The sequence below is a fragment of the Stenotrophomonas sp. AR029 genome (assembly GCF_047520695.2).
Taxonomy (GTDB): Bacteria; Pseudomonadota; Gammaproteobacteria; order Xanthomonadales; family Xanthomonadaceae; genus Stenotrophomonas; species Stenotrophomonas sepilia.
Map to the genome: position 1 here is coordinate 68167 of NZ_JAXBQQ020000003.1, position 23976 is coordinate 92142.

Here is a 23976-nt window from a genome sequence, read left to right on the forward strand (position 1 = left end):
GCTGATCAGGGATCCCGCCCCCGGGATTCCGGCCCCACTATTGAGCTCTTGGCGCATGACGGAACAACTAGTCGTTCACCGGTACGAACAACCCGATGACAAGGGGCTGAGCTGGCCTCGCATCGTCGGCATCGCGTTTGTAATTGCCCTGCATCTGGCCGCCTTCATGATGCTCCTGATTCCCGCCGTGGCTCCCAAGGCCGTCGCGGAGAAGGAGCGCAACGTCATGGTGACCATCGTCGACGCGCCGCCGCCGCCCCCACCGCCGCCGCCGCCGCCGCCGCCGCAGGATACTCCGCCACCGCCGGTGAAGAATCTGTCGCCGCCGAAGCCGTCGCCCGTACCGCCGCCGCCGCAGGCGCCGGTTGTCGACGTGCCGGAGCCGCGCCCGAACGATATCGTCACCCCGCCGTCGCCTCCGGCGCCGCCGGCACCGCCGACCTCGATCGAGGCCAGCGTGGACATCTCGTCGAAGGCCATGAATCCGCCGCGCTACCCGCCGGCAGCCTTCCGCGCAGGTATCCAGGGCGAAGTGATCCTGATCATTGATGTCGATGCCAGCGGCAACGTCACCAATGTCACGGTGGAAAAGTCCAGCCGTAACCGCGACCTGGACCGTGCTGCGATGGAAGCGGCTCGCAAGTGGCGCTTCAACGCCGCTGAAGCAGGCGGTAAGAAGACGGCAGGTCGCGTTCGCGTCCCGGTCAACTTTGCGCTGAACTGATGCGCCCGGGTGTCCGCCTGGCCACCCCCGCTCCCGGTTCGATTGTTTAGCTTAGCTACACCCTTTATCACCACACACAACAAAGGTAAGCGTCATGCTGCAGGAAATTTTCATCGCCGCTGCTGCCGGGGGCAATCCGTCCAACGCCCTGTCGCAGATGGGCTTCGAGCACCTGATCCACGAAATGACCACCAAGCCGGGTGATTTCGCGGTTTCCTGGGTCGTGCTGCTGACCCTGATCGCCATGTCGGCCATGTCCTGGTACTGGACCGTCATCAACATCTTCCGTGCCACCCGCCTGAAGAGCGCCGCTGATCGCGTCGTCAGCCTGTTCTGGGACACCCCGAACGCGCAGGACGCCATCCGTGCGATGGAAGAGCAGCCGGCTTCGGAGCCGTTCTCGAAGATCGCCCTGGACGCTGCCCAGGCAGCCGCCCACCACCAGCGCGCTGAAGGCGGTGCTACCGGCGGCGTCGGTGAGAACCTGAGCCGTTCGGAGTTCGTCGACCGCGCTCTGCGTCAGGCCGTCACCCGCGAAAGCAACAAGCTGCAGTCGGGCATGACCCTGCTGGCTACCGTCGGCGCGACCGCTCCGTTCGTCGGTCTGCTGGGTACCGTGTGGGGCATCTACGGCGCGCTGATCAAGATCGGTGCCACCGGCTCCGCTTCGATCGACGCCGTTGCCGGCCCGGTGGGTGAAGCGCTGATCATGACCGCGATCGGTCTGTTCGTCGCAATCCCGGCCGTGTTCGCCTTCAACTTCTTCAGCAAGATCAACAGCGCGACCATCAGCAAGTTCGATACCTTCGCGCACGACCTGCACGACTTCTTCGCCACCGGTTCGCGCGTCCGCTGATTGCGGCGCGCGTCACCCAGCGACGAAGTAAGTAGTCACCAAGATCTAGACGGAGCCCGTTATGGCTTTCAGTAGTGGTAACAGCGGCGGCCCCATGGCCGACATCAACGTTACGCCCCTCGTGGACGTGATGCTGGTGCTGCTGATCATCTTCATCATCACGGCGCCCCTGATGTCCCACAAGGTCAAGGTGGATCTGCCGGAAGCCAACCTGATCCAGAAGCCGGAAGATGCTGAAAAGCGTCCGAACCCGATCACGCTGGCAGTCAAGGAAGACGGCTCGATCTACTGGAACGACGAAGAAATCAACAAGCAGACTCTCGAGTCCCGCTTGGCGACCGCCGCACAGCAGACCCCGCAGCCGCCGCTGAACCTGCGTGGTGACCGCACCACCAAGATGCGCGTCATCAACGACCTGACCAAGGTCGCGCAGGAACAGGGCATGCTGGACGTCGGCTTCGTTGCGACCAAAGAAAAGGGGCAATAAGCCATGGCATTCAGTAGTGGTGGTGGCAAGGGCCCCATGGCAGACATCAACGTCACGCCCCTCGTGGACGTGATGCTGGTTCTGCTGATCATCTTCATCGTGACCGCGCCGATCATGACGTACCCGATCGCCGTGGACCTGCCGCAGCGTGTGCTCAACCCACCGCCGCAGCTGGTCGAACCGCCGCCGCCGATCGAACTGAAGATCGACGCCAGCAACCAGGTCTCGTGGAACAACAGCCCGATCAATACCAGCGAGCTGCAGCAGCGGATGGAGCAGGAGGTCCAGCGTGACCCGACCAACCAGCCGGAACTGCGCATCGACGCCAGCCCGGATTCCGAGTACGACGTGATGGCCAAGGTTCTGGCCGCCGCGAAGAATGCTCAGATGAAGAAGATCGGTTTTGTGCAGCAGTAAACGCGACACCGCAACACAACAGTCATGACGCGACTGCAGACGCCCCTGGAGACAGGGGCGTTTTTTTGTCCTCGTCCTGGCACATGGGATCTCGTCCTGGCACATGGGATGGGGTCAGAACGCCTTTCCTTCGGAAAAGGGATCTGACCCCATCCGGCAGCATGCGCCGCTATGATCGGCGCATGCTTGCCCTCTTCGATTCCCTGCGCCATTGGCTCGACGGTATCGCCCACCTCGGCACGATCCTGGCGGTGGCTTACCTGCTGTACCTGTTCGCGCTGGCGGGCTGGATCATGCTGCAGAAGCGCGAGCCGGTGGCCACGCTGAGCTGGATCCTTTCGTTGGCACTGCTCCCCTATCTGGGGCTCTTCATCTACTACCTGCTGGGCCCGCAGAAGGTGAAGCGGCAACGGCTGCGTCGTGGCCGTGCACGCTCGGGCATGGAGCACTACAGCGATGTCTGCCCGCCCGATTCGGACTGCACCGAACTGGCCAAGGTTGCCCAGGCAACGACCGGACTGGCCCCAAGCAGTGCCACCGAAGTGACCTGGCTGGTGGACGGTGCGGCGACCTACGCGGCCTTGCTGGAAGCCGTTGCACAGGCGCACGATCACATCCATCTGGAGTACTACATCTTCAATCCGGATCACGCAGGCACCGCCCTGCGCGATGCCCTGGTCGAGCGCGCACGTGCCGGTGTGCAGGTGCGCCTGCTGCTGGATGCGGTGGGCTCATCCGCCCTGCCCCGCCGTTTCCTGCAGCCCCTGCTCGACGCCGGCGGTGAAGCGATCTGGTTCCACCCACGGCAGCTGCTGAAACCGTTCAAGCGCCCGTGGCTGAACCTGCGCACGCACCGCAAGCTGGTGATTGTCGATGGCCGCCTGGCCTTCACTGGCGGCATCAACATCACCGACGAGGAAGACGAAAGCCGCAGGCCCGACGCTTATCGCGACCTGCACATGCGCATCCGCGGTCATGTGGTGCGCAGTCTGCAGCTGGTGTTCGCCGAGGACTGGCTCTACGCCAGTGGCCAGGAACCCTCGCGGATGGATATCGCCCGCCTGTGGCCGGCCGATATGCCGCTGCGCGGGGATGGCGCGATCAACGCGCAGGTATTGGTGTCCGGCCCGGATTCGGGCTGGGAGACGATCCACCGGCTGCACGTCGCCGCCATCCAGGAAGCGCACGAGCGGGTGTGGCTGGTGACGCCCTATTTCGTGCCGGGTGAAGCGGCGCGGATGGCGCTGACTTCGGCCGCGCTGGGCGGCCTGGACGTGCGCCTGCTGGTACCGAAAATGAGCGATTCGTGGTTCGTCACCCAGGCCGCGCGCTCGTACTTCGATGAGCTGTTGCATGCCGGCGTGAAGATCTACGAGTACGGCCCGCGCATGCTGCACACCAAGGCGTTCATCGCCGACGACGACGTCTGCATTGTCGGCAGTGCCAACTTCGACCACCGCAGCTTCCGCCTGAACTTCGAGCTGTCGATGATGATCAGCGACCGGGACCGCGTGGCGGCCCTGGCCGAGCTGCTGCAGGGTGAATTCGATTGCGCCACCCGGGTGCATGACCAGGCCGGGCGCTCGCTGTGGCTGCACCGCCTGCCCGAGGCCTTCGCCCGGCTGGCCTCGCCGCTGCTGTGATGCAGCGCTACACTGCGGCGATCATCCGGGGAGCCCGACTATGTACTGGTTGTACCTGCTGCTGGCGCTGGGCTGCTTTGCCTTCGCGCTGAAGACCCCGAGCGCGGGGTTGATGACCCTGTGCCTGCTGGCGGCGCTCGGCTTCCTGCTGGCCTGGGTACGCGGTCGTTACGTGGCCCGTTTCGGCGACCTGCAGCGCGACCCGGCCACCCTGATCGATGCCGAGGAACTGCGCCGCCTGCGCGAGCAGGCCCAGGCGCGCCGCAACGATGACGCCAACGACAACGATCCGTCCCCTCTTTCCAAGTAGTTCCGTTCCATGACCCAGCTCAGCGTCAACGTCAACAAGATCGCCGTCCTGCGCAATTCGCGCGGCGGTGCCGAACCGGACGTGGTGCGCGCCGCCCAGGCCTGCCTGGATGCCGGCGCGCATGGCATCACCGTGCATCCGCGGCCGGACCGCCGCCACATCACCGCTGAGGACGTGCTGGCCCTGTCCACGTTGACCCGCGCGCGTGGCGTGGAATTCAACATCGAGGGCAATCCATTTGCGCCGCCGCGCGAGGGGTACCCGGGGCTGCTGCCGCTGTGCGAACAGACCCGTCCGGCGCAGGCCACCCTGGTGCCCGACGGCGATGGCCAGATCACCTCCGACCACGGTTTCGACTTCGAACGCGACGCCGAGCGCTTGCGCCCGTTGATTGCCCAACTGAAGGCGATGGGCTGCCGGGTCAGCCTGTTCGTGGATGCGGGCAACCCGTCGCTGGAGCAGGCTGCCGAGGTCGGTGCCGACCGCATCGAGCTGTACACCGGCCCCTACGCAGAGGCGCATGCGGCGGGCGACGCTGCGGCAATGCTCGAACTGTTCGCCACTGCGGCGCGGCGGGCGCAGGCGGTGGGCCTGGGCGTCAACGCCGGGCACGACCTGTCGCAGGACAACCTGCGCGATTTCCTGGGCCACGTGCCGGACGTGCTGGAGGTGTCGATTGGCCACGCGCTGATCGGCGAGGCACTGTATGACGGGCTGGATGCCACCGTGCGCGGGTACTTGGCGCTGCTTTGATGCATTGCAGCCGAGCCTAGGCTCGGCTCTACAAGGTATCCGTATCCACTGTAGAGCCGAGCCCACGCTCGGCTCAGACTTGCCCTGAACCCTTCAGACAGCCGTCGCAGCCATTGAGACGGTGGCGACGTACCCTGCCGCAATGGGTATTGCGATCAAGGGCCGAGGTTCCACGTCCCACCTTGCTGGGCGCTTCGAAAGCACCGTCAGCGAGGCGGTGGACGACGGCTGGGCGGTCGATGAGAGCGAGGAGTTCCTCGCGCCGCGCCTGCGCACCGAGGTGCGCGCCGAGACCGCGCGCAGCATCATCACCCGCAACACTTCGCCAGACGTCGGCTTCAGCCAGTCGGTGAATCCGTATCGCGGTTGTGAGCATGGGTGTTCCTACTGCTTCGCGCGCCCTTCCCATGCCTATCTGAACCTGTCACCTGGCCTGGACTTCGAGACCAAGCTGTTCGCCAAGACCAATGCGCCTCAGCTGCTGCGCAAGGAACTGTCGAAACCCGGTTACGTGCCGCAGCCGATCGCGCTGGGCATCAACACCGATGCATATCAGCCGATCGAGCGCAAGTTCAAGCTGACCCGCCAGCTGATCGAAGTGATGCTGGAAACCAGGCATCCGTTCTCGCTGATCACCAAGAACGCACTGGTCGAGCGCGACATTGATCTGCTCGCGCCGCTGGCGGCGGAGAACCTGGTCAGTGTGCATTTCTCGGTGACCTCGCTGGACCCGCATCTCTCCGCGAAGCTGGAACCGCGCGCATCAGCACCCCATGCACGATTGCGCGCGATGAAGCGCCTGCATGACGCGGGTATCCCGGTGGGCGTGATGGTGGCACCGGTGATTCCGTGGATCAACGACAGCGAACTTGAAGCGGTGCTGGAGGCTGCGCACGATGCAGGCGCCAGTACCGCAGGCTACGTGCTGCTGCGCCTGCCGCTGGAAGTGGCGCCACTGTTCCGCGACTGGCTCGATACCCATCATCCCGATCGCGCCGCGCACGTGATGAGTACCATCCAGCAGCTGCGTGGTGGCAAGGACTACGACAGCCAGTTCGGCACCCGCATGCGCGGCCAGGGCGTGTATGCCGATCTGTTGAACAACCGCTTCAAGCTGGCGCGCAAGCGGTTGGGATTCAATGCGCAGAACAGCCATTGGCCGAAGCTGGATTGCAGCCGGTTCCAGAAGCCGTTGCCGCCGAAGAAGGATTCGCCGCAAGGGTCGTTGTTCTGAGGCCATCAGTCGAGCATGGCTCGACTGTACATCAAGGCCGACGAGCAGTTCGGCGTCACCCCCCAAACAACTTCTGCGCACTCTGGAACAGGATCCAGCTGGTGGCGATGAACTTGTCGCCACCCTGTGGCCGATTGCCGCGATGGGTGTGGGTGAACGCCGTCGGCGCAATCAGCAAACTGCCGGTGCGCGGCGCGATCTTCCGCCCCTGGAACAGGAACTCGGTTTCGCCCTCGTCGAAGTCGTCATTGAGGTACAGCGTCCACAGTACATGCCGGTGCAGGGTCTCGGCCTGCGCATCCTTCGGGTACAGCTCGCAGTGCCAGTACGGGTAGCCACCCTCGCCCGCGGCGTACCACTGCAGGTTGATCGCACCCGGACGAAGGCAGGTGCGGGCCAGGTCGGCCAGCTGCTGTTGCGGCATGTCGGGAAAGTCCTCGGCAGACAGGCGTCGCGGTTGGCTATTGCTGTCCTGGATCTGCAACATCAGCGGCGCGATCAATGCCTGTGGATAACGGCGTAGATAAGTCAGCAGGCCGTTGAACACCGCGATCTGCAGCTGCTGGTCGACGTCCTGCCAACCGTCCAGGCCACTGATGCGCAGATCCTTGCTGTGCTTGAGTTCGGGGAACACGCCACTGCCCACCGCACCGGGCAGCAGGCCACGCGTGGCACGCATGCGCTCGACGATGGCCGCGCAGACCTCACTGGGGACGGCGTTGTGGATGACTTCGATGAAATCGACCGGGCCCTGCTCGTGCATGCGTGCATTCCTTCGGCGGCAACGGCTTGATGGTGCCGTTTGCCGCCCGCGGTGTCACCCTGCGGTCATGTCATCGAACTGCCATGACCGCCGTCAGGCGTCGAGCCGTCAGCCCTGCGCTTCGTCGTGCGCGTGGTGGTAACGCACCGCTTCGGCCACTTCCTCGCGCGAACCCAGGAACACCGGCACGCGCTGGTGCAGCTGGTCGGGCTGGATGTCGAGGATGCGCTCGCGGCCGGTCCAGGCGGCGCCGCCGGCCTGTTCGACCAGCAGGCCCATCGGATTGGCTTCGTACATCAGGCGCAGCTTGCCGGCCTTGGACGGATCCTTCTTGTCCCACGGGTAGATGAAGATGCCGCCGCGGGTCAGGATGCGATGCACGTCGGCCACCATGCTGGCGATCCAGCGCATGTTGAAGTTCTTGCCGCGCGAGCCTTCCTTGCCGGCCAGCAGATCACTGACGTAGGCCTGCATCGGCGCTTCCCAGTGACGCTGGTTGGACATGTTGATGGCGAATTCCTGGGTGGCCGCCGGAATCTGCATGTTCTCGGTGGTCAGCACGAACTCGCCCTTCTCGCGGTCCAGGGTGAAGGCGTGGGTGCCATGGCCGACGGTCAGCACCAGCTGGGTGCTGGGCCCGTAGATGCAGTAGCCAGCGGCGATCTGCTTGCTGCCCGGCTGCAGGAAGGCGTCATCGCCCGGCAGCTCGACGTTGGTCGGGCAACGCAGCACGGAGAAGATGGTGCCGACGGAGACGTTGACGTCGATGTTGGAGCTGCCGTCGAGGGGATCGAACAGCAGCAGGAAATCACCGCGCGGGTAGATGTCCGGCACCGGCTGGCTGTGGTCCATTTCCTCCGAGGCGCAGGCGGCAAGGTGGCCACCCCAGGCATTGGCTTCGAGCAGGATCTCGTTGCTGATCACGTCCAGCTTCTTCTGTGCTTCACCCTGCACGTTGCCGGTACCGGCGTCGCCGAGCACGCCACCGAGGGCGCCCTTGCTGACGGCGATGGAAATGCTGGTGCAGGCGCGGGCGACCACGGCGATCAGCTGGCGCAGGTCGGCATTGATGCGGCCGGCGTGCTGTTCCTGGATCAGGAAGCGGGTCAACGAAGTACGGGACATGGTCGGGCAGGTCTCGGCAGCGGGAAAACGCCTATTGTCGCCCGTCTGGCGGGGGCGTGCGTGAGCGCGGGAAGGCGTAATCGTTTCCAGATGCGTTGCGCTCGTGGCGCCTTCCTTCATGGAGGCACAGGGCGAGGTACACCGTGGCCAGGACACGCCGTAAACCCATCCATGGGGGCTCGGTCGGCGCATCCATGCGCCTCACGGTCCTGGCCACGGTGTACCTCGCCCTGCGCTTCAGGGTTCGCCGCGAGCGCGGAGGGTGTGGCAAAGGCAGAGGCAAAGCAGAAGCAAAAACAAAGGCGCCTTTCGGCGCCTTTGTTGTCAAACCACTGGTGCGTTGCTTCAGCCCTTGGCGACGGTGGCCACGGCCTTGGCGACGTATTCCAGGTTGTTCTGGTTCAGCGCGGCCACGCAGATGCGGCCGGTGCCGACGGCGTAAATGCCGAACTCGTCGCGCAGGCGTTCGACCTGCTCACGGCTCAGGCCCGAGTAGGAGAACATGCCAGCCTGTTCGTTGATGAAGCCGAACTGCGGCGCACCGGCAGCGGCCAGCTTTTCGACCAGGCCCTGGCGCAGGGCGTGGATGCGCTCGCGCATCTCGGTCAGCTCCTGCTCCCACATCGCGCGCAGTTCCGGGTTGGTCAGCACGCCGGCCACCAGCGCGGCACCGTGGGTGGACGGGCTGGAGTAGATGGTGCGGATCACACGCTTGACCTGCGACTGCACGGCCTTGGCGTCAGCAGCGGTCGGCGCCACCATCGACAACGCACCCACGCGCTCGCCATACAGCGAGAACGACTTGGAGTACGAGTTGGCGACGATGAAGCTGTCGATGCCGGCTTCGGCGATGATGCGCACGGCGGCGCCATCCTGCTCGATGCCCTTGTCGAAGCCCTGGTAGGCCATGTCGATGAAGGGGAACAGCTGCTTGTCCTTCAGCAGTTGCGCGACCTGCTTCCACTGGCTGACCGTGAGGTCGGCACCGGTGGGGTTGTGGCAGCAGGCGTGCAGCAGCACTACGGTGCCGGCTTCCAGCTTGCCGAGGTCGGCCAGCATGCCGTTGAAGTCGACGCCATGGCTGGCCGGATCGAAATAGGTGTAATCCAGCACCTCGAAACCGGCCGCGCTGAACACCGCACGGTGGTTCTCCCAGCTCGGGTTGCTCAGCGCCACGGTGGCGTGCGGCAGCAGCTTCTTCAGCACGTCGGCGCCGACGCGCAGCGCACCGCTGCCACCGACGGTCTGTGCGGTGGTGACGCGGCCGGCGGCCAGCAGCGGCGAGTCTTTGCCGAACACCAGCTCTCGCGTGGCCTGCGTGTATGCCGGCAGGCCATCGATCGGCAGGTAGCCGCGCGGTTTGGCGTCAGCGGCAAGCTGCTGCTCGATCTGCTTGACGGCGCGCAGCAGCGGGATGCGGCCGCTCTCGTCGTAGTAGATGCCCACACCCAGGTTGACCTTGGTCGGGCGGCTGTCGGCGTTGTACGCCTCGGTCAGGCCCAGGATCGGGTCGCCTGGGACCAGTTCCACGTTTGCAAAGAAGGACACGGCGGTACTCGTTCGGTAGACGGAAAGGGGGAGGAAGTGCGCTACGCGGTCTGCGGCCTTGCAGCCGGAAACAGCCCATCGTAACAAAGCCTGCCGGGGCTGGCCGCCGCCGTCGTCATCCGTAGCCCCGTACCATGGCGTGCGTTGCCGCCTGATCCATCAACCTGAATCATGAATCCCGCCGCACGTCGCCATTGCCTGCCGTTGTCCATCCTCCTGCTGTCGCCCTGGGCGGCCGTGGCCGGGCCCGCACCGACCGCCCTGCCCAGCGTGCAGGTGCAGGCAGCGCGGGTGCCGGGCATCGACCCGTTCGCGTTGCCGGCCAGCCTGGACACGGTCTGGATCGACGCCGGCCGCGCCGGCGCCGGCGCACAGCTGTCCGAGGCGCTGGCCGGGGTCCCGGGCCTGGTCGCCCGTGACCGCCAGAACTTCGCGCAGGACACCCAGCTGTCGATCCGTGGCTTTGGTGCGCGCTCGACCTTCGGTGTGCGTGGGGTGCGGGTGTTGATCGACGGGGTGCCGGCGACCATGCCCGACGGACAGGGCCAGCTGTCGCATGCCAGCCTGCTCGGTGCCGAACGGATCGACGTGCTGCGCGGACCGTTCTCGGCGCTGTACGGCAATTCCTCCGGCGGCGTGCTGCAGGTCTGGAGCGCACAGGGCCAGGCCGGCGACCCGTGGCGGCTGCGCGTCAACGCGGGTGCCGACAACACGCTCAGCGTCGGCGCGCAACTGAAGGGTGCCGGCCGTGTTCTGGATTACAACATCGCCGCCAATCACTTCCGCACCGATGGCTGGCGCGACCACAGCCGTGCCCGCCGCGAATCGCTCGCTGCGCGTATCGGTGGCGATCTCGGCGGGGGGCGGCTGGAGCTGCTGCTCAATGCCTTCGATGCCCCCGATGCGCAGGACCCGCTGGGCCTGAACCGTGCCCAGGTGGCGGCCGATCCGCGCCAGGCCACCGCCGTGGCGCACCAGTACAACACCCGTAAATCGGTGCGCCAGCAGCAGGCCGGCCTGCGCTGGACCCGTGAAACCAGGGCGCAGCGTTGGCAGCTGATGGGCTATGCCGGCCAGCGCGCGGTACGCCAGTACCTGCCGATCCCGCCGGCAGCTCAGACCAACAGCCCGTTGCATGCCGGCGGGGTGATCGACCTGGAGGGCGGCTATGGCGGGCTGGACGCGCGCTGGGGCTGGCACGGCGACCTCGCCGGCCGGCCGCTGGATCTGGTGGCCGGGCTCAGCGCCGACCGCCAGCGCCAGCATCGCACCGGCCATGAGAACTTCATCGGCAGCGCTCTCGGCGTGCGTGGGCAGCTGCGCAGAGACCAGATCGACACCGTGCAGAACGTCGATCAGTTCGCCCAGGCGTGGTGGCAGTGGAGTCCACGCTGGTCATTGCTGGCTGGCGTGCGTCGCAGCGCCGTGCGCTTCGAATCCGACGATCGCTACATCACCGCCCGCAACCCGGACGACAGCGGCCACCGCCGCTACCAGGCCACCACGCCGGTGGCCGGGATCAGCTTCGCGGCCAGCCCGCAGTGGCGGCTGCACGCGGCGGTGGGCCGTGGCTTCGAGACGCCCACCTTCAACGAGCTGGGGTATCGCGCCGACGGGCAGGCGGGACTGGCGCTGGATCTGGCGGCGGCGCGCAGCCGCAGCCTGGAGGTGGGCAGCAAATGGCATGCACAGGACGGAACCCAGCTCGATATCAGCCTGTTCCGCGCAGATACCGACGATGAGTTGGCAGTTGCCAGCAACATCGGCGGACGCAGCACCTATCGCAACATCGGCCGCACCCGCCGCCAGGGCGTGGAACTGCGCTACCGGCAGCCGTTGGCAGAACAGTTGGAACTGCAGGTGGCCTGGACCTGGCTGCAGGCGCAGGTGCGTGCGCCGTACCTGACCTCGAACACCTGGGTTTCCGCTGGCAGCCGCTTGCCCGGCGTACCGCGCCAGCAGGCGTTTGCCCGGCTGCAGTGGACCCCGGCCGACTGGCAGTGGGCGCTGGAGGCCGCCGCCAGCACCGATACCCTGGTCAACGACGTGGCCACGGAGCGGGCGCCGGGCTACGCGTTGCTGAACCTGGAAGCCGGTCGTCTCTGGACACTGCCAGGTGGCGAGCTGCGCGCCTTCGCCCGGCTGGAGAACGTGCTGGACCAGGCCTACATCGGCTCGGTGATCGTCAACGACGGCAACGGGCGCTTCTACGAACCGGGGCCGGGACGGCGAGCCAACGTCGGCCTGCAATGGTCGTGGCGCTGAAAGGGGTAGTGCGGGCCGCTGGCCGGCATCGCGCCGTGCACGACGTCAGGAGGTTGCCGGCCAGCGGCCGGCACTACCCGTAAATCGGGGCCGCTGGCCGGCATCGCTCTGTGTAGGGCAGCCCAGACCTTGCCGGCCAGGGGCCGGCACTACCCGTCAGTCGGGCGCCTTGGCCGGTACGAACGGCGAGGTCGGGTCGCTGGCCGGGAAGGTCTCCTCCAGCGCCTCGTCCTGGTTGTCGCTGGCGCGCTGCTTGCGTTCGCGACGTTTGAGCGGGCTTTCCTGGCCGCCGCGATGGCGGTCGCCGCCATCCTTGCGGTCCTGGGCGGCCTGTTCAGCCTCGTGCTTCACCGGCAGATGGTCGCCACCGTGCTCGGCGTCGTAGAAAGGTGCGCCGGTGCCGCGGTAGTCGGCATTGTCGGCATCGCGCTTGCCGCGCTGTTCACCGGGAATGGGCGGGTGGTTTTCCCGCAACGGGTCTCGGGAATTCTCTCGGCTCATGGTCTGGCTACCTGCGCTCGGGGCTCCCACTACACCGCGCCACAGGTAAAGCCGCCGCGAACCCGGCGTCATGAACATCTCGCTCACCCCCCGGTAACAGCACCGCGCGTATTCCTGCCCACCCGCCCCCGCTGCAGGAGCCGGCCATGCCCCGTCTTGAACGACCCGCACCGTCCGTGTTCAACGCCCTGCTCGATCCGCTCGGCCAGCGCACCGCACAACGCCGCACGCGCCGCCATGAAGATCCGCAGGCGGTGGCGCAGGACTACCTGCAGTACATGCTCAGCGACTACGAAGAGCGTCGCGGGCAGAACCACCGCAACTGGCGCGATCTATGCCCGGTCTATGCCTTCGCATTGACCACCCACGCTGCGGACTGGCCGCGCGGTGACGCCGCGGATACCTGTGAGGAACTGGCCGAACACTGGGAACAGATGCGCGGGCAGTCGCGGTTGAGCTGGTCGCAGGCACGGCCGGTGGTGGAAGACGCCTGGCGCGCGCTGGATCATATTCCTGCGGCGGCGGTGAGGCCGCTGCTGCAGTAGTGCCGGCCGCTGGCCGGCAACCTCAGGAAACTTCAGGCCGCGAGCTCTGCCGGCCCGCAGCCGGCACTGCCGTTCTCCGTAGAACCCACGTGCACGGTATCGACACGGGTGGTTTACACCGCCCATCCGAAGCTGGATGCCCTGCCCCGCCAAAGGTACGCCCATGGCCCGCCCGATCTGGACCGGCACGCTGTCGTTTGGCCTGCTCAACGTGCCGGTGTCGCTGATGTCAGGCGAACGCAAGGTCGATCTGCAGTTCCGCATGCTCGACTCCCGCGACCGCAAGCCGATCCGCTTCGAGCGGGTCAACGCCGATACCGGCGAGGAAGTGCCATGGAAGGACATCGTCAAAGCCTATGAGTACGACAAGGGCAGCTATGTCGTGCTGGAGGAAGGCGATATCCGGTCTGCGGCACCGGAAAGCCACGAAGCGGTGGAGGTGGAATCGTTCGTGGACGCCGCGCAGATCGACCCGCGCTACTTCGAGAAACCCTACCTGCTGGTGCCCGGCAAGAAGGCCGAAAAGGGCTACGTGCTGCTGCGCGAGACATTGCGCAGTACCGGCAAGGTGGGCATCGCCCGGGTGGTGGTGCGTACCCGCGAATACCTGTGCGCGGTGATGCCGCACGCGGACGCGCTGGTGCTGATGATCCTGCGCTATCCGCAGGAACTGGTGGATCCCGAAGATTACAAGCTGCCCACCGGAAAGCTCGCCGATTACCGCATCAGCAGCAAGGAAACGGCGATGGCCGAGCAGTTGATCGAGTCGATGTCCGGTGATTGGGATCCGTCGCAGTACCACGACGAATTCCGCGAACGCCTGCAGCAGGTGCTGAACAAGCGCATCAAGTCCAAGGGCGGTACCACCCGGGTGGAGGATGAGCCTGTACCGCGCGAGGATGCCAGCACCAACGTGGTCGATTTCATGGCGCTGCTGCAGAAGAGCCTGGACGCGAACAAGCGTACGCCGGCGAAGAAGACGGCAACGCGGAAAGCAGCCACCAAGCCGACGGTAAAGAAAGCCGCAAAGAAGGCAACGAAGAAGGCCGCAAAGAAAACCGCTGCACGGCGCAAGGCAGGTTGAGCCATGTCGTTGCACCAGTACCGGCGAAAGCGCCGGCTTGGCGGTGGCCTCGGGCAGACACCGGAACCTGACGACACACCCGCACACGGCAACCCGAAGCGGCGGCCGATCTTTGTCATACAGCTGCACCATGCCACTTCGCGGCACTATGACTTCCGCCTTGAGATGGACGGTGTGCTGAAAAGCTGGGCGGTGCCGAAGGGTCCTTCGCTTCGCGCTGGTGACAAGCGGCTGGCCGTGGAAGTGGAAGACCATCCGCTGTCCTACGCCGGTTTCGAAGGAGATATTCCCGAAGGCCACTACGGCGCTGGCCACGTGGAGGTCTTCGATCACGGCACATGGGCCTGCGAAGGCGATCCACTGCAGGCACTGGCAGCGGGAAAGATCGACTTCGTGCTGCATGGGCAACGTCTGGCTGGCGGCTGGAAGCTGGTGCGCACAGCGATGAAGGGACGCCAGGTACAGTGGTTGTTGATCAAACGCGACGACGAGGAAGCGCGTGATGCCGAAGCAGATGATCTGCTCCAATCCCCCATGCCGAAACGCACATCCGCAGTGAGCAAGCGCACGGTGGGCAAGTCAACGCGCGCCGCACCGGCTGCACGATCGGCGACCCGCAAGGCCGATGCGCGTTGGCATGCGCGAGCGCTGAACCTGGATGGCGCTCGTGACACGCCCTACCCGCGTGCTTTCAAGCCACAGTTGACCGATCATCGCGACAGTGCACCGGACGGCGAGCGCTGGTTGCATGAGATCAAGTGGGATGGCTATCGCCTGCTGGCCGATCTGCACGAAGGCAAGGTGACGCTGCGCTCCCGCAACGGCCTGGATTGGACCGGTGATTTCCCCGAGGTGGTACAGGCCGTGCAGGCACTGCCGGTGCGGGATGCGCGCCTGGACGGTGAGCTGGTGGTGCTGGACCGGGATGGACGCAGCGACTTCGCCGCGCTGCAGCGCGTGATCGACGGGAGTTCGAAGCAACCGTTGCGTTACATCGTTTTCGATCTGCCGGGTGTGGCCGGCGTGGACATCAGTCGTTCACCGCTGCTGGAGCGCAAGGCGCTGCTGAAGGATCTCATCGGTCCCACGCCCGGAACCCTGGCCTTCAGCGAGCACGTGATCGACCATGGCCCGCAGGTATTCGATGCCAGCGGCAAGGCGGGATTCGAAGGCATCGTCAGCAAGCAGGTGGATGCGCCCTACGTGAACACCCGTGCACGCAGCTGGGTGAAGGTGAAGCACGAAGACACCGACGAGTTCGCGATTGTCGGCTACACGGCACCGAAGGGCTCCCGGGTGGGGTTCGGCTCGCTGCTGCTGGCGACGCCGGACAAGGGCGCCTTGCGCTATGTGGGCCGCGTTGGCACCGGCTTCGACGACGAAAGCCTGCGCGCGCTGCACAAGGCGCTGCAGCCGTTGGCGGTGAAGACGCCTGTGCTGCAGCTGCCGGCGCACGTGCCGTTCCGCGCCGCCAGCGTGCGCTGGGTGAAGCCGGTGACGGTGGCGGAGGTGGCATTCCGTGGCTGGGGCAAGGAAGGCCTGCTGCGCCAGGCCAGTTTCAAGCGGCTGCGCAGCGACAAGCAGAAGGAGGACCTGGGAGTGGCCGTCTCGAGTGCTGAAGCCGGGGGCGAGGTCCAGATCACCCATCCAGAGCGGGTGGTGTTCCCAAGGCAGAAGCTCAGCAAGGGCGACGTGGCGGACTACTACCAGCGCGTGGCGCGCTGGATCCTGCCCGAAATTGTCGGGCGGCCCTTGTCACTGCTGCGCTGCCCGGATGGCGTGGGCAAGGCCTGCTTCTTCCAGAAGCACCATGGCCCCGGCCTGGGCGATGCCGTGCACGCGGTGCCCCTTCAGCAGAAGAGCGGCCGCGAGGACTACGTCTACATCGACGATGTGCGGGGCCTGCTGCAACTGGTGCAGATGAACACCCTGGAGCTGCATCCGTGGGGCGCGACCGTGGCCGATCCCGAGCACCCGGATCGCTTGGTGTTCGACCTCGATCCCGGTGAAGGGGTGGGTTGGGCAGAGGTGAAAGCTGCTGCGCGTGATGTCCGTGACCGCCTGCAGGAAGTCGGCCTGAAGAGTTTCGTGCGGCTGTCCGGTGGCAAGGGCGTGCACGTGGTGGTGCCGCTGCGGCCCAAGGCCGACTGGGAACAGGCCAAGGCGTTCTGTGAGGCGTTCGCCCGGGCGATGGCGGAGCGGGCGCCCGACCGCTACGTGGCGACAATGAGCAAGGCCAAGCGTGGCGGCGTCATTTTCATCGACTGGCTGCGCAATACGCGGGGTGCCACCAGTGTGTGCTCGTGGTCGTTGCGTGCGCGCGATTCCGCCGGTGTGGCAGTACCGCTGCGCTGGGATGAACTGGCTCGTATCAGTGCCGCCGACGCATTTCCCATGGGCAAGGCGCTGGCGAGGGCGCAACGCCTGAAGAGTGACCCATGGCAGGGCATCGCGCAGTTGAAGCAGACGCTGCCGTCGCTGAAGCGGTAGTGCCGGCCGCTGGCCGGCAACGGCAGGATGGCCGAGGTTGCCGGCCAGCGGCCGGCACTACCTGCATGCGCTCAGCGCGGATCGCGCGAGGGACGACGGCCGAACCACCAGCCGGCCAGCAGTTGCAACGGCAGCGACGCCAGCAGTGAAATGACGAACCAGAACGGGAAATCCGCACCCGCCGTCCACATGGCGTAGCCACAGCCCAGCGCGACCAGCGACCAGATCGAGAAGCCGTGCGATCGCGGCCAGCAGGGCGCGTAATAGGTGGCAAAGGAAACCCCGGCGATGCCACCGAGCACGCTGAAGGTGAGATCCCAGCCCAGCTGCACGCTGTTGTTGTCCGGCGACAGGCCCAGCAACGGTGGCAGCCAGCTGGCGACGCTGCTGACCAGCGCAAGCGACAGCACACCGCCGATCAGGGCAACGAGGGACAGGAACAGGGTCTTGAGCACGCCAGGCATGCGCGCATTGTACGGCTGCGGCGGAGAACCCGGCATGCCGGCCAGCGGCCGGCACTACCGAAATGTGTGTGGATCCGATCCGATGAATCGGCATGGCCGCCGCGTCCGTGGGAGAGGGGGACGGAGCGACGGCGGCCATGCACAGGCGGTCAGGCGGCGAAGTCGAGCACCACGCGGCCTTCGATGGTGCCCGCATGCATGCGCGCGAACACGTCGTTGATGTTTTCCAGGCGGTCGGTGCTGACCGTGGCCGCGACCTTGCCCTCGGCGGCGAACTGCAGCGATTCCTGCAGGTCCAGGCGGGTACCGACGATCGAGCCGCGCACGGTAATGCCGTTGAGCACCATGCCGAAGATGTCCAGCGGGAAGTTGCCGGGCGGCAGGCCATTGAGCGAGACAGTGCCGCCACGGCGCACCATGCCCAGTGCCTGCTCGAACGCCTTCGGCGATACCGCGGTGACCAGCGCACCGTGGGCGCCGCCGATTTCCTTCCTGAGGAACGCGGCCGGGTCGGTGGTGCGCGCGTTGACGGTGACCTGCGCGCCCAGCTGGCGGGCCAGTGCCAGCTTGGCGTCGTCCACGTCCACTGCGGCCACGTTCAGGCCCATCGCACGGGCATACTGCACGGCCATGTGGCCCAGGCCACCGATGCCGGAAATCGCCACCCAGTCACCGGGCTTGGTGTCGGTGACCTTCAGGCCCTTGTAGACGGTCACGCCGGCGCACAGCACCGGCGCGATCTCGACGAAGCCCACCTCCTTCGGAAGCAGGCCGACATAGTTGGCATCGGCCAGTGCGTACTCGGCGAAGCCGCCGTTGACCGAGTAGCCGGTGTTGCGCTGCGTCTCGCACAGTGTTTCCCAGCCACCCAGGCAGTGTTCGCAATGACCACACGCCGAGTACAACCAGGGGATGCCGACCCTGTCGCCTTCCTTGACGTGCCCTACCCCGCCTCCCACGGCCACGACGTGCCCCACGCCCTCGTGGCCGGGGATGAACGGCGGGTTCGGTTTCACCGGCCAGTCGCCCTCGGCGGCGTGCAGGTCGGTGTGGCAGACGCCACAAGCCTCGATCTTGACCAGTACCTCGCCCGCCCCCGGGCGCGGTACCGAGACTTCCTCGATCACCAGTGGCTTGCCGAACTCACGCACGACAGCGGCCTTCATGGTGGAATTCATGTTCGGATCTCCGTAGTGCGCTTGCCCACAGAATGACGCCGGCGCGAGGCCGGCGCTTTGATCACGATCAAACCTTTGAAGATCCGCGAAGCAGGTTCAGCTGGCCAGCACCGAGGCCTCGCGGGCCAGGCGCTCGATGGCGTCCCAGTCGCGGGTCTGCAGCAGCGCCGGGGTGGTCAGCCACGAACCGCCCACGCACAGCACGTTGGGCAGGTGCAGGAACTGCGGCGCGGTCTGCGCGCTGATGCCGCCGGTCGGGCAGAAGCGCACATCGGCGAACGGGCCGTGCCAGGCGGCCAGCAGCGCGGCGCCGCCGGCCTGCACGGCCGGGAAGAACTTGAAGGTGTCCGCGCCGTGCTCCAGGCCCTGGATCAGGTCCGAAGCGGTGGCAGCACCGGGCAGGTACGGCAGATCGGCATCACGCGCGGCCGCATACAGTGCCGGCGTGGCACCGGGGGAAACGGCAAAACGCGCACCGGCCTGCTTCGCCGCCTGCATCTGCGCGGCGTTGAGTACGGTGCCGGCACCGATCACCGCGTCCGGCACGGCCTCGACCATGGCCTTGATCGCATCCAGCGCCTGCGGCGTGCGCAGGGTCACCTCGATCACCGGCAGCCCACCACGGAACAGTGCCTGGGCTACTTCGACCGCTTCATTCACATCTTCGGGGGTGTACACCGGGATCACCGGTGCCAGCTTCAACAGCGCGCGCAGGCGCGGATCAGCGCTGGACATCGTCTTGCTCCTTGCCCGCCAGGGCATCGCGGATGCTGCCGGTGCCGGCAGCGCAGCGGCGCATGATGCCATGCGGACCGCGATGGTGCCCTGCTCCGCACCGCGCCGGATTCAGGCCGGGTCGGCCTGCAGCGCCTGGATGCGGCGCTGGTACCAGTCGCCACCGAGCGGATCGAACACCGCCGAGCGCTCCATCTGCGCCTCGTACACGTGTACCGAGATCGCCAGTGCCTCATCGCTGGCATTGCGCAGGGTGTGGTACTCATGCGGGGGGATCAGGCTGCCGGCACTGCCGCAGCCCCCGCGCAGCGCGGCGTGGCGGCGGAAGCGCCAGCGCTCGCCGGCGCACTCCAGCAGCTCGTAACGGGTGATCTCCAGCTCGCCCAACCACACGCCCTCCACACACCACATGGCATCGTGGTCGTGCAGCGGCGTGCCCTGCCCTGGGCCCCAGCTCATGGCAATCACGCTGTAGCCGTGTTCGCGGCTGTGGTACAGCGGACGTCGCGCGTAATGATCACTGACCGGCCGATGCACGCATTCGGGCAACTCGATGCGGTTGTCGGTTATGGCTTCCTGCAGCGCCAGCTGCAGGTCGGCCGTGATGCGCTCGGGATCACCGGAGCTCATCGCCGCGTCGACTGCGGCGATCAACCGGTCGCGGCCGCGGAACGGCGGAAACGGAGAAGTCTGCAGGTCCATGCCTCGAATGTAGCGGAGCATGGTTAAGGGAATGTTGGCGTTCGCGCGCGTCGCGTCCACATCCAGGGTGAATACGCGCGGAAGAACGGTTCAGATGCAGAAGCAGTAGAGCGATCACAATGGAACCTTGCGCAGCAGAACCTGTCGAACACGACACGATTCAGATCCGCTGCGACATTCCGCAACTTCGCGCCCGACGGGCGCAAGGCTAGAATTCTCCGACTTACCTGGTTCTATACATGTCAGTGCGAACTATTAGCGATGCCGCGTTGCCGGCATCGAAAGGCAAGGCTGCCACGATCAACGACATCGCACGACTGTCGGGAGTTTCCAAGAAAACGGTTTCAAGAATCATCAACAACTCGCCGCTGGTGCGCAAGGACACCCGCGACAAGGTCGAGGCGTTGATGCGCGAGGTCGGTTACGTGCCCGATCCTCTCGCGCGCGGGCTGGCATTCCGCCGCTCCTTCCTGATCGGCCTGGTGTATGACGATCCGGGTGCCCAATGCATCGTCGACCTGCAGCACGGCGCGCTGGACGCGCTGCGCGGCACTGGCTATGAGCTGGTGGTGCACCCCTGCGACAGCCAGGATCCGGAATGCCCGCAGGGCGTGCGCCGTTTCGTGCAGCAGCAGAAGCTGCACGGCGTGATCCTGGGGCCGCGTGCGTCCGAATCGGCTGCGCTGGCGCAGATGCTCGATGACATCGACTGCCGCTACGTGCGCATCAACGCGCATGCCTCGGAGGATGAGAACCATGCCGTGGTCACCCATGACCGCGATGGTGCTGCCGCTGCGGCGGGCTACCTGCTTTCGCTTGGCCACCGCGACATCGCGGTGATCACCGGACCGGGTGACCGGCGTGCCGCGCGCGAACGGACGCATGGTTTCCTTGATCGGCTGGCGCAGGTCGGCCTGACCCTGCCCGGCGAGCGCGTGCTGGAAGCGGGCGACACCTTCGAGTCCGGCGTGCATGCCGCCGAACGGCTGCTGATGGGCGAGCAACGCCCCAGTGCGATTTTCGCCGGCAACGACGAAATCGCCGCAGGCGTGTACCAGGTGGCATTGCGTGCAGGCATCGCGGTGCCGCAGCAGCTGTCGATCGTCAGCTACGACGACAGCCCGTTGGCATCGCGGCTGTGGCCGCCGCTGACGTCGGTGCGTCGCCACGTCTCCGATATCGGCCGCACCGCCGCCGCCATGCTTGTCCAGGCCGACGTTCCCGACGCGCCGACCGCGGCCAGCGTGCATCCGCAGTTGATGGTGCGCGGGTCCTGCCGGGCCGTGGACGCCTGAGTGCCCTGCCCTCGCCTGCGCCGCTGCAGTGGCGCAGGCAGGCAACAACGAAAACGGCGCACCCATGTGCGCCGTTTTCAGTGCAAAGCCGTGCGCGTTGTGTGCTTACACGTCGCCGCCGTCGGCCCAGCCTTCGCCGGTGCCCTTCTGGAACACGCGGTCGTCGCCCTGCACTTCACCGGCCGGCAGATGCGCCTGGTTGGCCAGTGCCGCGTAGATCGGGGTGAAGTCCGGCGAGGTCGCCTGCATGAGCTGTTCGAAGCTGTCGATGACGAAGTAGGTCTTCTGGAAGGTATCGATGCGGTACTTCGTGCGCATGATCCGCTGCAGGTCGAAGCCGATGCGGTTGGGCGCGGCCGATTCCAGCGAGTACAGCGACTCGCCCTTCGACGAGACGATGCCGGCACCGTAGATGCGCAGGCCCTCGGGCGTATCGATCAGGCCGAACTCCACCGTGTACCAGTACAGGCGGGTCAGGTTCTGCAGCGCATCCGGGCCGATCGCGTGGGCTTTGACGCCGCCACGGCCGTATGCCTCCATGTAGTCGGCGAACACCGGGTTCATCAGCAGCGGTACGTGGCCGAACAGATCGTGGAACAGGTCCGGCTCGGCGATGTAGTCGATCTGGTCCGGGCGGCGGATCCACCAGGTCACCGGGAAACGGCGGTTGGCCAGATGGTCGAAGAAATCCAGTTCCGGCAACAGGCCTTCAACCCCGACCAGGGTCCAGCCAGTGGCCGCGCCGAGCACTTCGTTGAGCTGGTCGAAGCGCGGAATCATGTGTGCGCTCATGCCCATCTCGTCCTGCGCATCCAGGAACTCCTGGCAGGCACGGCCGACCAGCAGCTCGCGCTGGCGCTGGTAAAGCGTGCTCCAGGTCGCGTGGTCGTCGGCGCTGTAAGTGTCCCATGGCTGCTCGACGAGCGCGGTGGTATACACCGGCACGTAGCCCTTGTCGGTCTGCTGGTGTTCGACGCGGCGGGGCTGGGCGAGGTCCATGCGGCACTCCTGGATGGGATACCCATGATGCTAGGGCAGGGGACGCGCAACAGGGTTGCAAAAGTTGCGCCGATTGGCCTTGTTGGCGCAATATCCTTGCGTACTCACCATGTTGCGGGGCAACAATGGCCGGAGAAGTCCAGTTCGATCGCACGGATATACGCCTGCTGGCCGAAATCCAGCGGGATGGGCGCGCCACCAACGCCGAACTGGCGGCGCGGGTGAATCTCTCTCCTTCGGCCTGCCTGCGGCGGTTGCAGCGGCTGGAAAGCGAGGGCGTGATCGTCGGCTATGGCGCGCGGCTGGAGCCACGGCAGCTGCGGCTGGGCCTGCAGGCCTTCGTGCGCGTGCAGCTGGAAAAGCACGACCAGGCCGCCATCGGCCACTTCGTGGACAGCGTGCAGGCGTGGGACGAGGTGGTGGCCTGCCACGCACTGACGGGTGACATGGACTACCTGCTGCACGTCTACGTGCGCGACCTGGAGCACTTCTCGCGCTTCCTGCTGGACCGGCTGCTCAATGCCGGTGGCGTGGCCGATGCCAATTCCAGCTTCGTGCTGCGCACGGTGAAGGGCTTCCAGGCGTTGCCGCTGTCGCAGCTGGAGTCCTGAGCAACCACCGAGCGGGCCCGGTGGCCTGACTTCAATGGATCAGCACTTGTCCTTGCGGCCCATCAGCTTGCCCAGGCGCGAGGCTTCCTCGCACTTCGGCGCGGCCACCGGTGCCGGTGCGGCTGCTGCGGCGCGCGCGCGCTGCAGCTGCTGGATCCTGGCGCGGATCTGCGGCATCGCTGCCATCGCAGCCTTTTCGCCTTCCAGGATCGCGGTGCCACGCTGGCTGAAATCGGCGGCACCGATGTCCAGTACCTTCGGGCGGATGACGATGTCGGCGCGCGCCAGTTCCTGCTCGCCCAGGCGCTGGCCCATGATCGAGATGGACTGGTTGACGATGCCCAGCATGTCGGTCGGCGCCTTGCCGCTGGCCTTGCTGGAGATGTCCACGGCGATCACGAAGTCGGCGCCGAGCTGGCGTGCGGCATCCACCGGCACCGGGCTGACCACGCCACCGTCGATGTAGTTGCGGCCGCCGATCTTCACCGGTTCGAACACGCCGGGGATGCTGCTCGATGCGCGCACTGCCTGGCCGACGTTGCCGCGCACGAAGATTGCGCGCTCGCCGGTTTCGAGCTGGGTGGCGACGGCGGCGAACGGCTTCTTCAGGCGCTCGGCGGGACGGTTGGCGACCTGCTCGTTGACGTAGTCCTGCAGCTTCTGGCCCTGCACCAGGCCACCGGAGAACAGGCGCACATCGCGGATGCTGGCTTCGTCCAGCGCGACGGCCTTGCTCTGCATCTGGAAGGCATCCATGCCGCTGGCATACAGGGCGCCGACCACGCTGCCGGCGCTGGTGCCGGCGACCACGGCCGGCTCGAAGCCGTTGGCCTCCAGCATCTTGATCACGCCGATATGGGCAAAGCCTTTGGCCGCGCCGCCGCCCAGGGCGATGCCGATCTTCACCGGCTTGGCCTGCGGGACCACGGTCGGCGCAGGCGGTGGCGTGGGGCGGACCGGATCGCCACCGCAGCCGGCCAGCAGGCCGATCAGGGCGACGGACAGCAGCATGCGGGGGCGGAACAGGCTCATCGGCAGTGCGCGCGCGGCGCCGGATTCAGGAAAGGGCGCCAGCATACCGAAGCCGCGGCGGCGCGGGCAGGGTGGGAAATATCGCCCATTCATAAAGGTAGTGCCGGCCGCTGGCCGGCAACCATAGGGAAACTGGCAACGGTCCACGGGGCTGCCGGCCGCTGGCCGGCAACCTCATGGACCTTGGCGCGCATCCCGGTAGTGCCGGCCGCTGG

Annotated in this window: 24 protein-coding genes; 14 read left to right on the forward strand and 10 right to left on the reverse strand. The window is 66.3% G+C overall.

Going from position 1 to position 23976, the window contains the following annotated elements:
* Positions 1-55 precede the first annotated feature (55 nt).
* The 8 genes from ACM0PB_RS12575 (at position 56) to ACM0PB_RS12610 (ending at position 6424) form a co-directional block, all read left to right on the forward strand.
* Positions 56-724, forward strand: a complete 669-nt coding sequence (locus ACM0PB_RS12575; RefSeq protein WP_005421199.1) for an energy transducer TonB — start codon at positions 56-58, stop codon at positions 722-724.
* 94 nt (positions 725-818) lie between these two features.
* On the forward strand, positions 819-1580 hold the full coding sequence (gene exbB / locus ACM0PB_RS12580) for a TonB-system energizer ExbB (RefSeq protein WP_005411738.1): 762 nt from the start codon (positions 819-821) through the stop codon (positions 1578-1580).
* A 61-nt stretch (positions 1581-1641) separates the two neighbouring features.
* Positions 1642-2067: an ExbD/TolR family protein gene (locus tag ACM0PB_RS12585; protein ID WP_005421196.1), complete on the forward strand. Its 426-nt coding sequence runs from the start codon at positions 1642-1644 to the stop codon at positions 2065-2067.
* Between the two features lie 3 nt (positions 2068-2070).
* Complete coding sequence (locus ACM0PB_RS12590; RefSeq protein ID WP_005411740.1) at positions 2071-2484, forward strand: ExbD/TolR family protein; 414 nt, start codon at positions 2071-2073, stop codon at positions 2482-2484.
* Positions 2485-2666: 182 nt separating this feature from the next.
* The gene (gene cls, locus ACM0PB_RS12595; RefSeq protein WP_065179064.1) at positions 2667-4127 is read left to right on the forward strand and encodes a cardiolipin synthase; all 1461 of its coding nucleotides are present in this window, start codon (positions 2667-2669) and stop codon (positions 4125-4127) included.
* 40 nt (positions 4128-4167) lie between these two features.
* Entirely contained in the window at positions 4168-4437 is a 270-nt protein-coding gene (locus ACM0PB_RS12600) for a hypothetical protein (protein ID WP_005421192.1), read from the forward strand.
* A 9-nt stretch (positions 4438-4446) separates the two neighbouring features.
* A complete protein-coding gene (locus tag ACM0PB_RS12605) occupies positions 4447-5190 on the forward strand; it encodes a pyridoxine 5'-phosphate synthase (RefSeq protein WP_005421190.1) in 744 nt (247 codons plus the stop codon).
* A gap of 142 nt (positions 5191-5332) precedes the next feature.
* The gene (locus ACM0PB_RS12610) at positions 5333-6424 is read left to right on the forward strand and encodes a PA0069 family radical SAM protein (protein ID WP_005421187.1); all 1092 of its coding nucleotides are present in this window, start codon (positions 5333-5335) and stop codon (positions 6422-6424) included.
* 55 nt (positions 6425-6479) lie between these two features.
* Here the strand turns inward: ACM0PB_RS12610 and ACM0PB_RS12615 are convergent, their stop codons facing one another.
* The 3 genes from ACM0PB_RS12615 to ACM0PB_RS12625 form a co-directional block, all read right to left on the reverse strand.
* Positions 6480-7187, reverse strand: coding sequence for a 2OG-Fe(II) oxygenase (locus ACM0PB_RS12615; RefSeq protein ID WP_414604504.1), 708 nt, complete (start codon positions 7185-7187; stop codon positions 6480-6482).
* A gap of 108 nt (positions 7188-7295) precedes the next feature.
* Positions 7296-8312 carry a class 1 fructose-bisphosphatase gene (locus ACM0PB_RS12620; protein ID WP_065179052.1) on the reverse strand — a complete coding sequence of 339 codons (1017 nt, stop codon included), beginning with the start codon at positions 8310-8312 and terminating at the stop codon, positions 7296-7298.
* 345 nt (positions 8313-8657) lie between these two features.
* Positions 8658-9860, reverse strand: a complete 1203-nt coding sequence (locus ACM0PB_RS12625; protein ID WP_053496721.1) for an amino acid aminotransferase — start codon at positions 9858-9860, stop codon at positions 8658-8660.
* 171 nt (positions 9861-10031) lie between these two features.
* On the opposite strand from ACM0PB_RS12625, the gene ACM0PB_RS12630 reads away from it, so the two are divergent.
* Positions 10032-12125 (forward strand): TonB-dependent receptor family protein, encoded by a 2094-nt coding sequence (locus ACM0PB_RS12630; protein WP_414604505.1) that lies wholly within the window; start codon positions 10032-10034, stop codon positions 12123-12125.
* 156 nt (positions 12126-12281) lie between these two features.
* Here ACM0PB_RS12630 and ACM0PB_RS12635 read toward each other — a convergent pair whose 3' ends face one another.
* Positions 12282-12626 carry a hypothetical protein gene (locus tag ACM0PB_RS12635; protein ID WP_053496719.1) on the reverse strand — a complete coding sequence of 115 codons (345 nt, stop codon included), beginning with the start codon at positions 12624-12626 and terminating at the stop codon, positions 12282-12284.
* Between the two features lie 146 nt (positions 12627-12772).
* Between ACM0PB_RS12635 and ACM0PB_RS12640 the strand changes: the two genes are divergently transcribed.
* The 3 genes from ACM0PB_RS12640 to ligD all read left to right on the forward strand — a co-directional run bounded on the left by ACM0PB_RS12640 (position 12773) and on the right by ligD (position 16745).
* Positions 12773-13171, forward strand: a complete 399-nt coding sequence (locus ACM0PB_RS12640; protein WP_032954739.1) for a hypothetical protein — start codon at positions 12773-12775, stop codon at positions 13169-13171.
* A gap of 163 nt (positions 13172-13334) precedes the next feature.
* Positions 13335-14255 (forward strand): non-homologous end joining protein Ku, encoded by a 921-nt coding sequence (gene ku, locus ACM0PB_RS12645; RefSeq protein WP_065186799.1) that lies wholly within the window; start codon positions 13335-13337, stop codon positions 14253-14255.
* Positions 14256-14258: 3 nt separating this feature from the next.
* On the forward strand, positions 14259-16745 hold the full coding sequence (gene ligD, locus ACM0PB_RS12650) for a DNA ligase D (RefSeq protein ID WP_065186798.1): 2487 nt from the start codon (positions 14259-14261) through the stop codon (positions 16743-16745).
* Positions 16746-16816: 71 nt separating this feature from the next.
* Here the strand turns inward: ligD and ACM0PB_RS12655 are convergent, their stop codons facing one another.
* The 4 genes from ACM0PB_RS12655 to ACM0PB_RS12670 all read right to left on the reverse strand — a co-directional run bounded on the left by ACM0PB_RS12655 (position 16817) and on the right by ACM0PB_RS12670 (position 19824).
* The gene (locus ACM0PB_RS12655; protein WP_065179065.1) at positions 16817-17209 is read right to left on the reverse strand and encodes a hypothetical protein; all 393 of its coding nucleotides are present in this window, start codon (positions 17207-17209) and stop codon (positions 16817-16819) included.
* 149 nt (positions 17210-17358) lie between these two features.
* Entirely contained in the window at positions 17359-18387 is a 1029-nt protein-coding gene (adhP, locus tag ACM0PB_RS12660; protein WP_065179057.1) for an alcohol dehydrogenase AdhP, read from the reverse strand.
* A 96-nt stretch (positions 18388-18483) separates the two neighbouring features.
* The gene (eda, locus tag ACM0PB_RS12665) at positions 18484-19122 is read right to left on the reverse strand and encodes a bifunctional 4-hydroxy-2-oxoglutarate aldolase/2-dehydro-3-deoxy-phosphogluconate aldolase (protein ID WP_065186797.1); all 639 of its coding nucleotides are present in this window, start codon (positions 19120-19122) and stop codon (positions 18484-18486) included.
* Positions 19123-19233: 111 nt separating this feature from the next.
* Positions 19234-19824: a cysteine dioxygenase family protein gene (locus tag ACM0PB_RS12670; protein ID WP_065179059.1), complete on the reverse strand. Its 591-nt coding sequence runs from the start codon at positions 19822-19824 to the stop codon at positions 19234-19236.
* A gap of 239 nt (positions 19825-20063) precedes the next feature.
* On the opposite strand from ACM0PB_RS12670, the gene ACM0PB_RS12675 reads away from it, so the two are divergent.
* Positions 20064-21119: a LacI family DNA-binding transcriptional regulator gene (locus tag ACM0PB_RS12675; RefSeq protein ID WP_065179060.1), complete on the forward strand. Its 1056-nt coding sequence runs from the start codon at positions 20064-20066 to the stop codon at positions 21117-21119.
* 105 nt (positions 21120-21224) lie between these two features.
* Here the strand turns inward: ACM0PB_RS12675 and phhA are convergent, their stop codons facing one another.
* A complete protein-coding gene (gene phhA, locus ACM0PB_RS12680; RefSeq protein WP_053496712.1) occupies positions 21225-22118 on the reverse strand; it encodes a phenylalanine 4-monooxygenase in 894 nt (297 codons plus the stop codon).
* Positions 22119-22243: 125 nt separating this feature from the next.
* Between phhA and ACM0PB_RS12685 the strand changes: the two genes are divergently transcribed.
* A complete protein-coding gene (locus tag ACM0PB_RS12685; protein ID WP_005411782.1) occupies positions 22244-22729 on the forward strand; it encodes an Lrp/AsnC family transcriptional regulator in 486 nt (161 codons plus the stop codon).
* A 39-nt stretch (positions 22730-22768) separates the two neighbouring features.
* On the opposite strand, the gene ACM0PB_RS12690 is transcribed toward ACM0PB_RS12685, so the two are convergent.
* A complete protein-coding gene (locus tag ACM0PB_RS12690; protein WP_053496711.1) occupies positions 22769-23761 on the reverse strand; it encodes a patatin-like phospholipase family protein in 993 nt (330 codons plus the stop codon).
* Positions 23762-23976 lie beyond the last annotated feature (215 nt).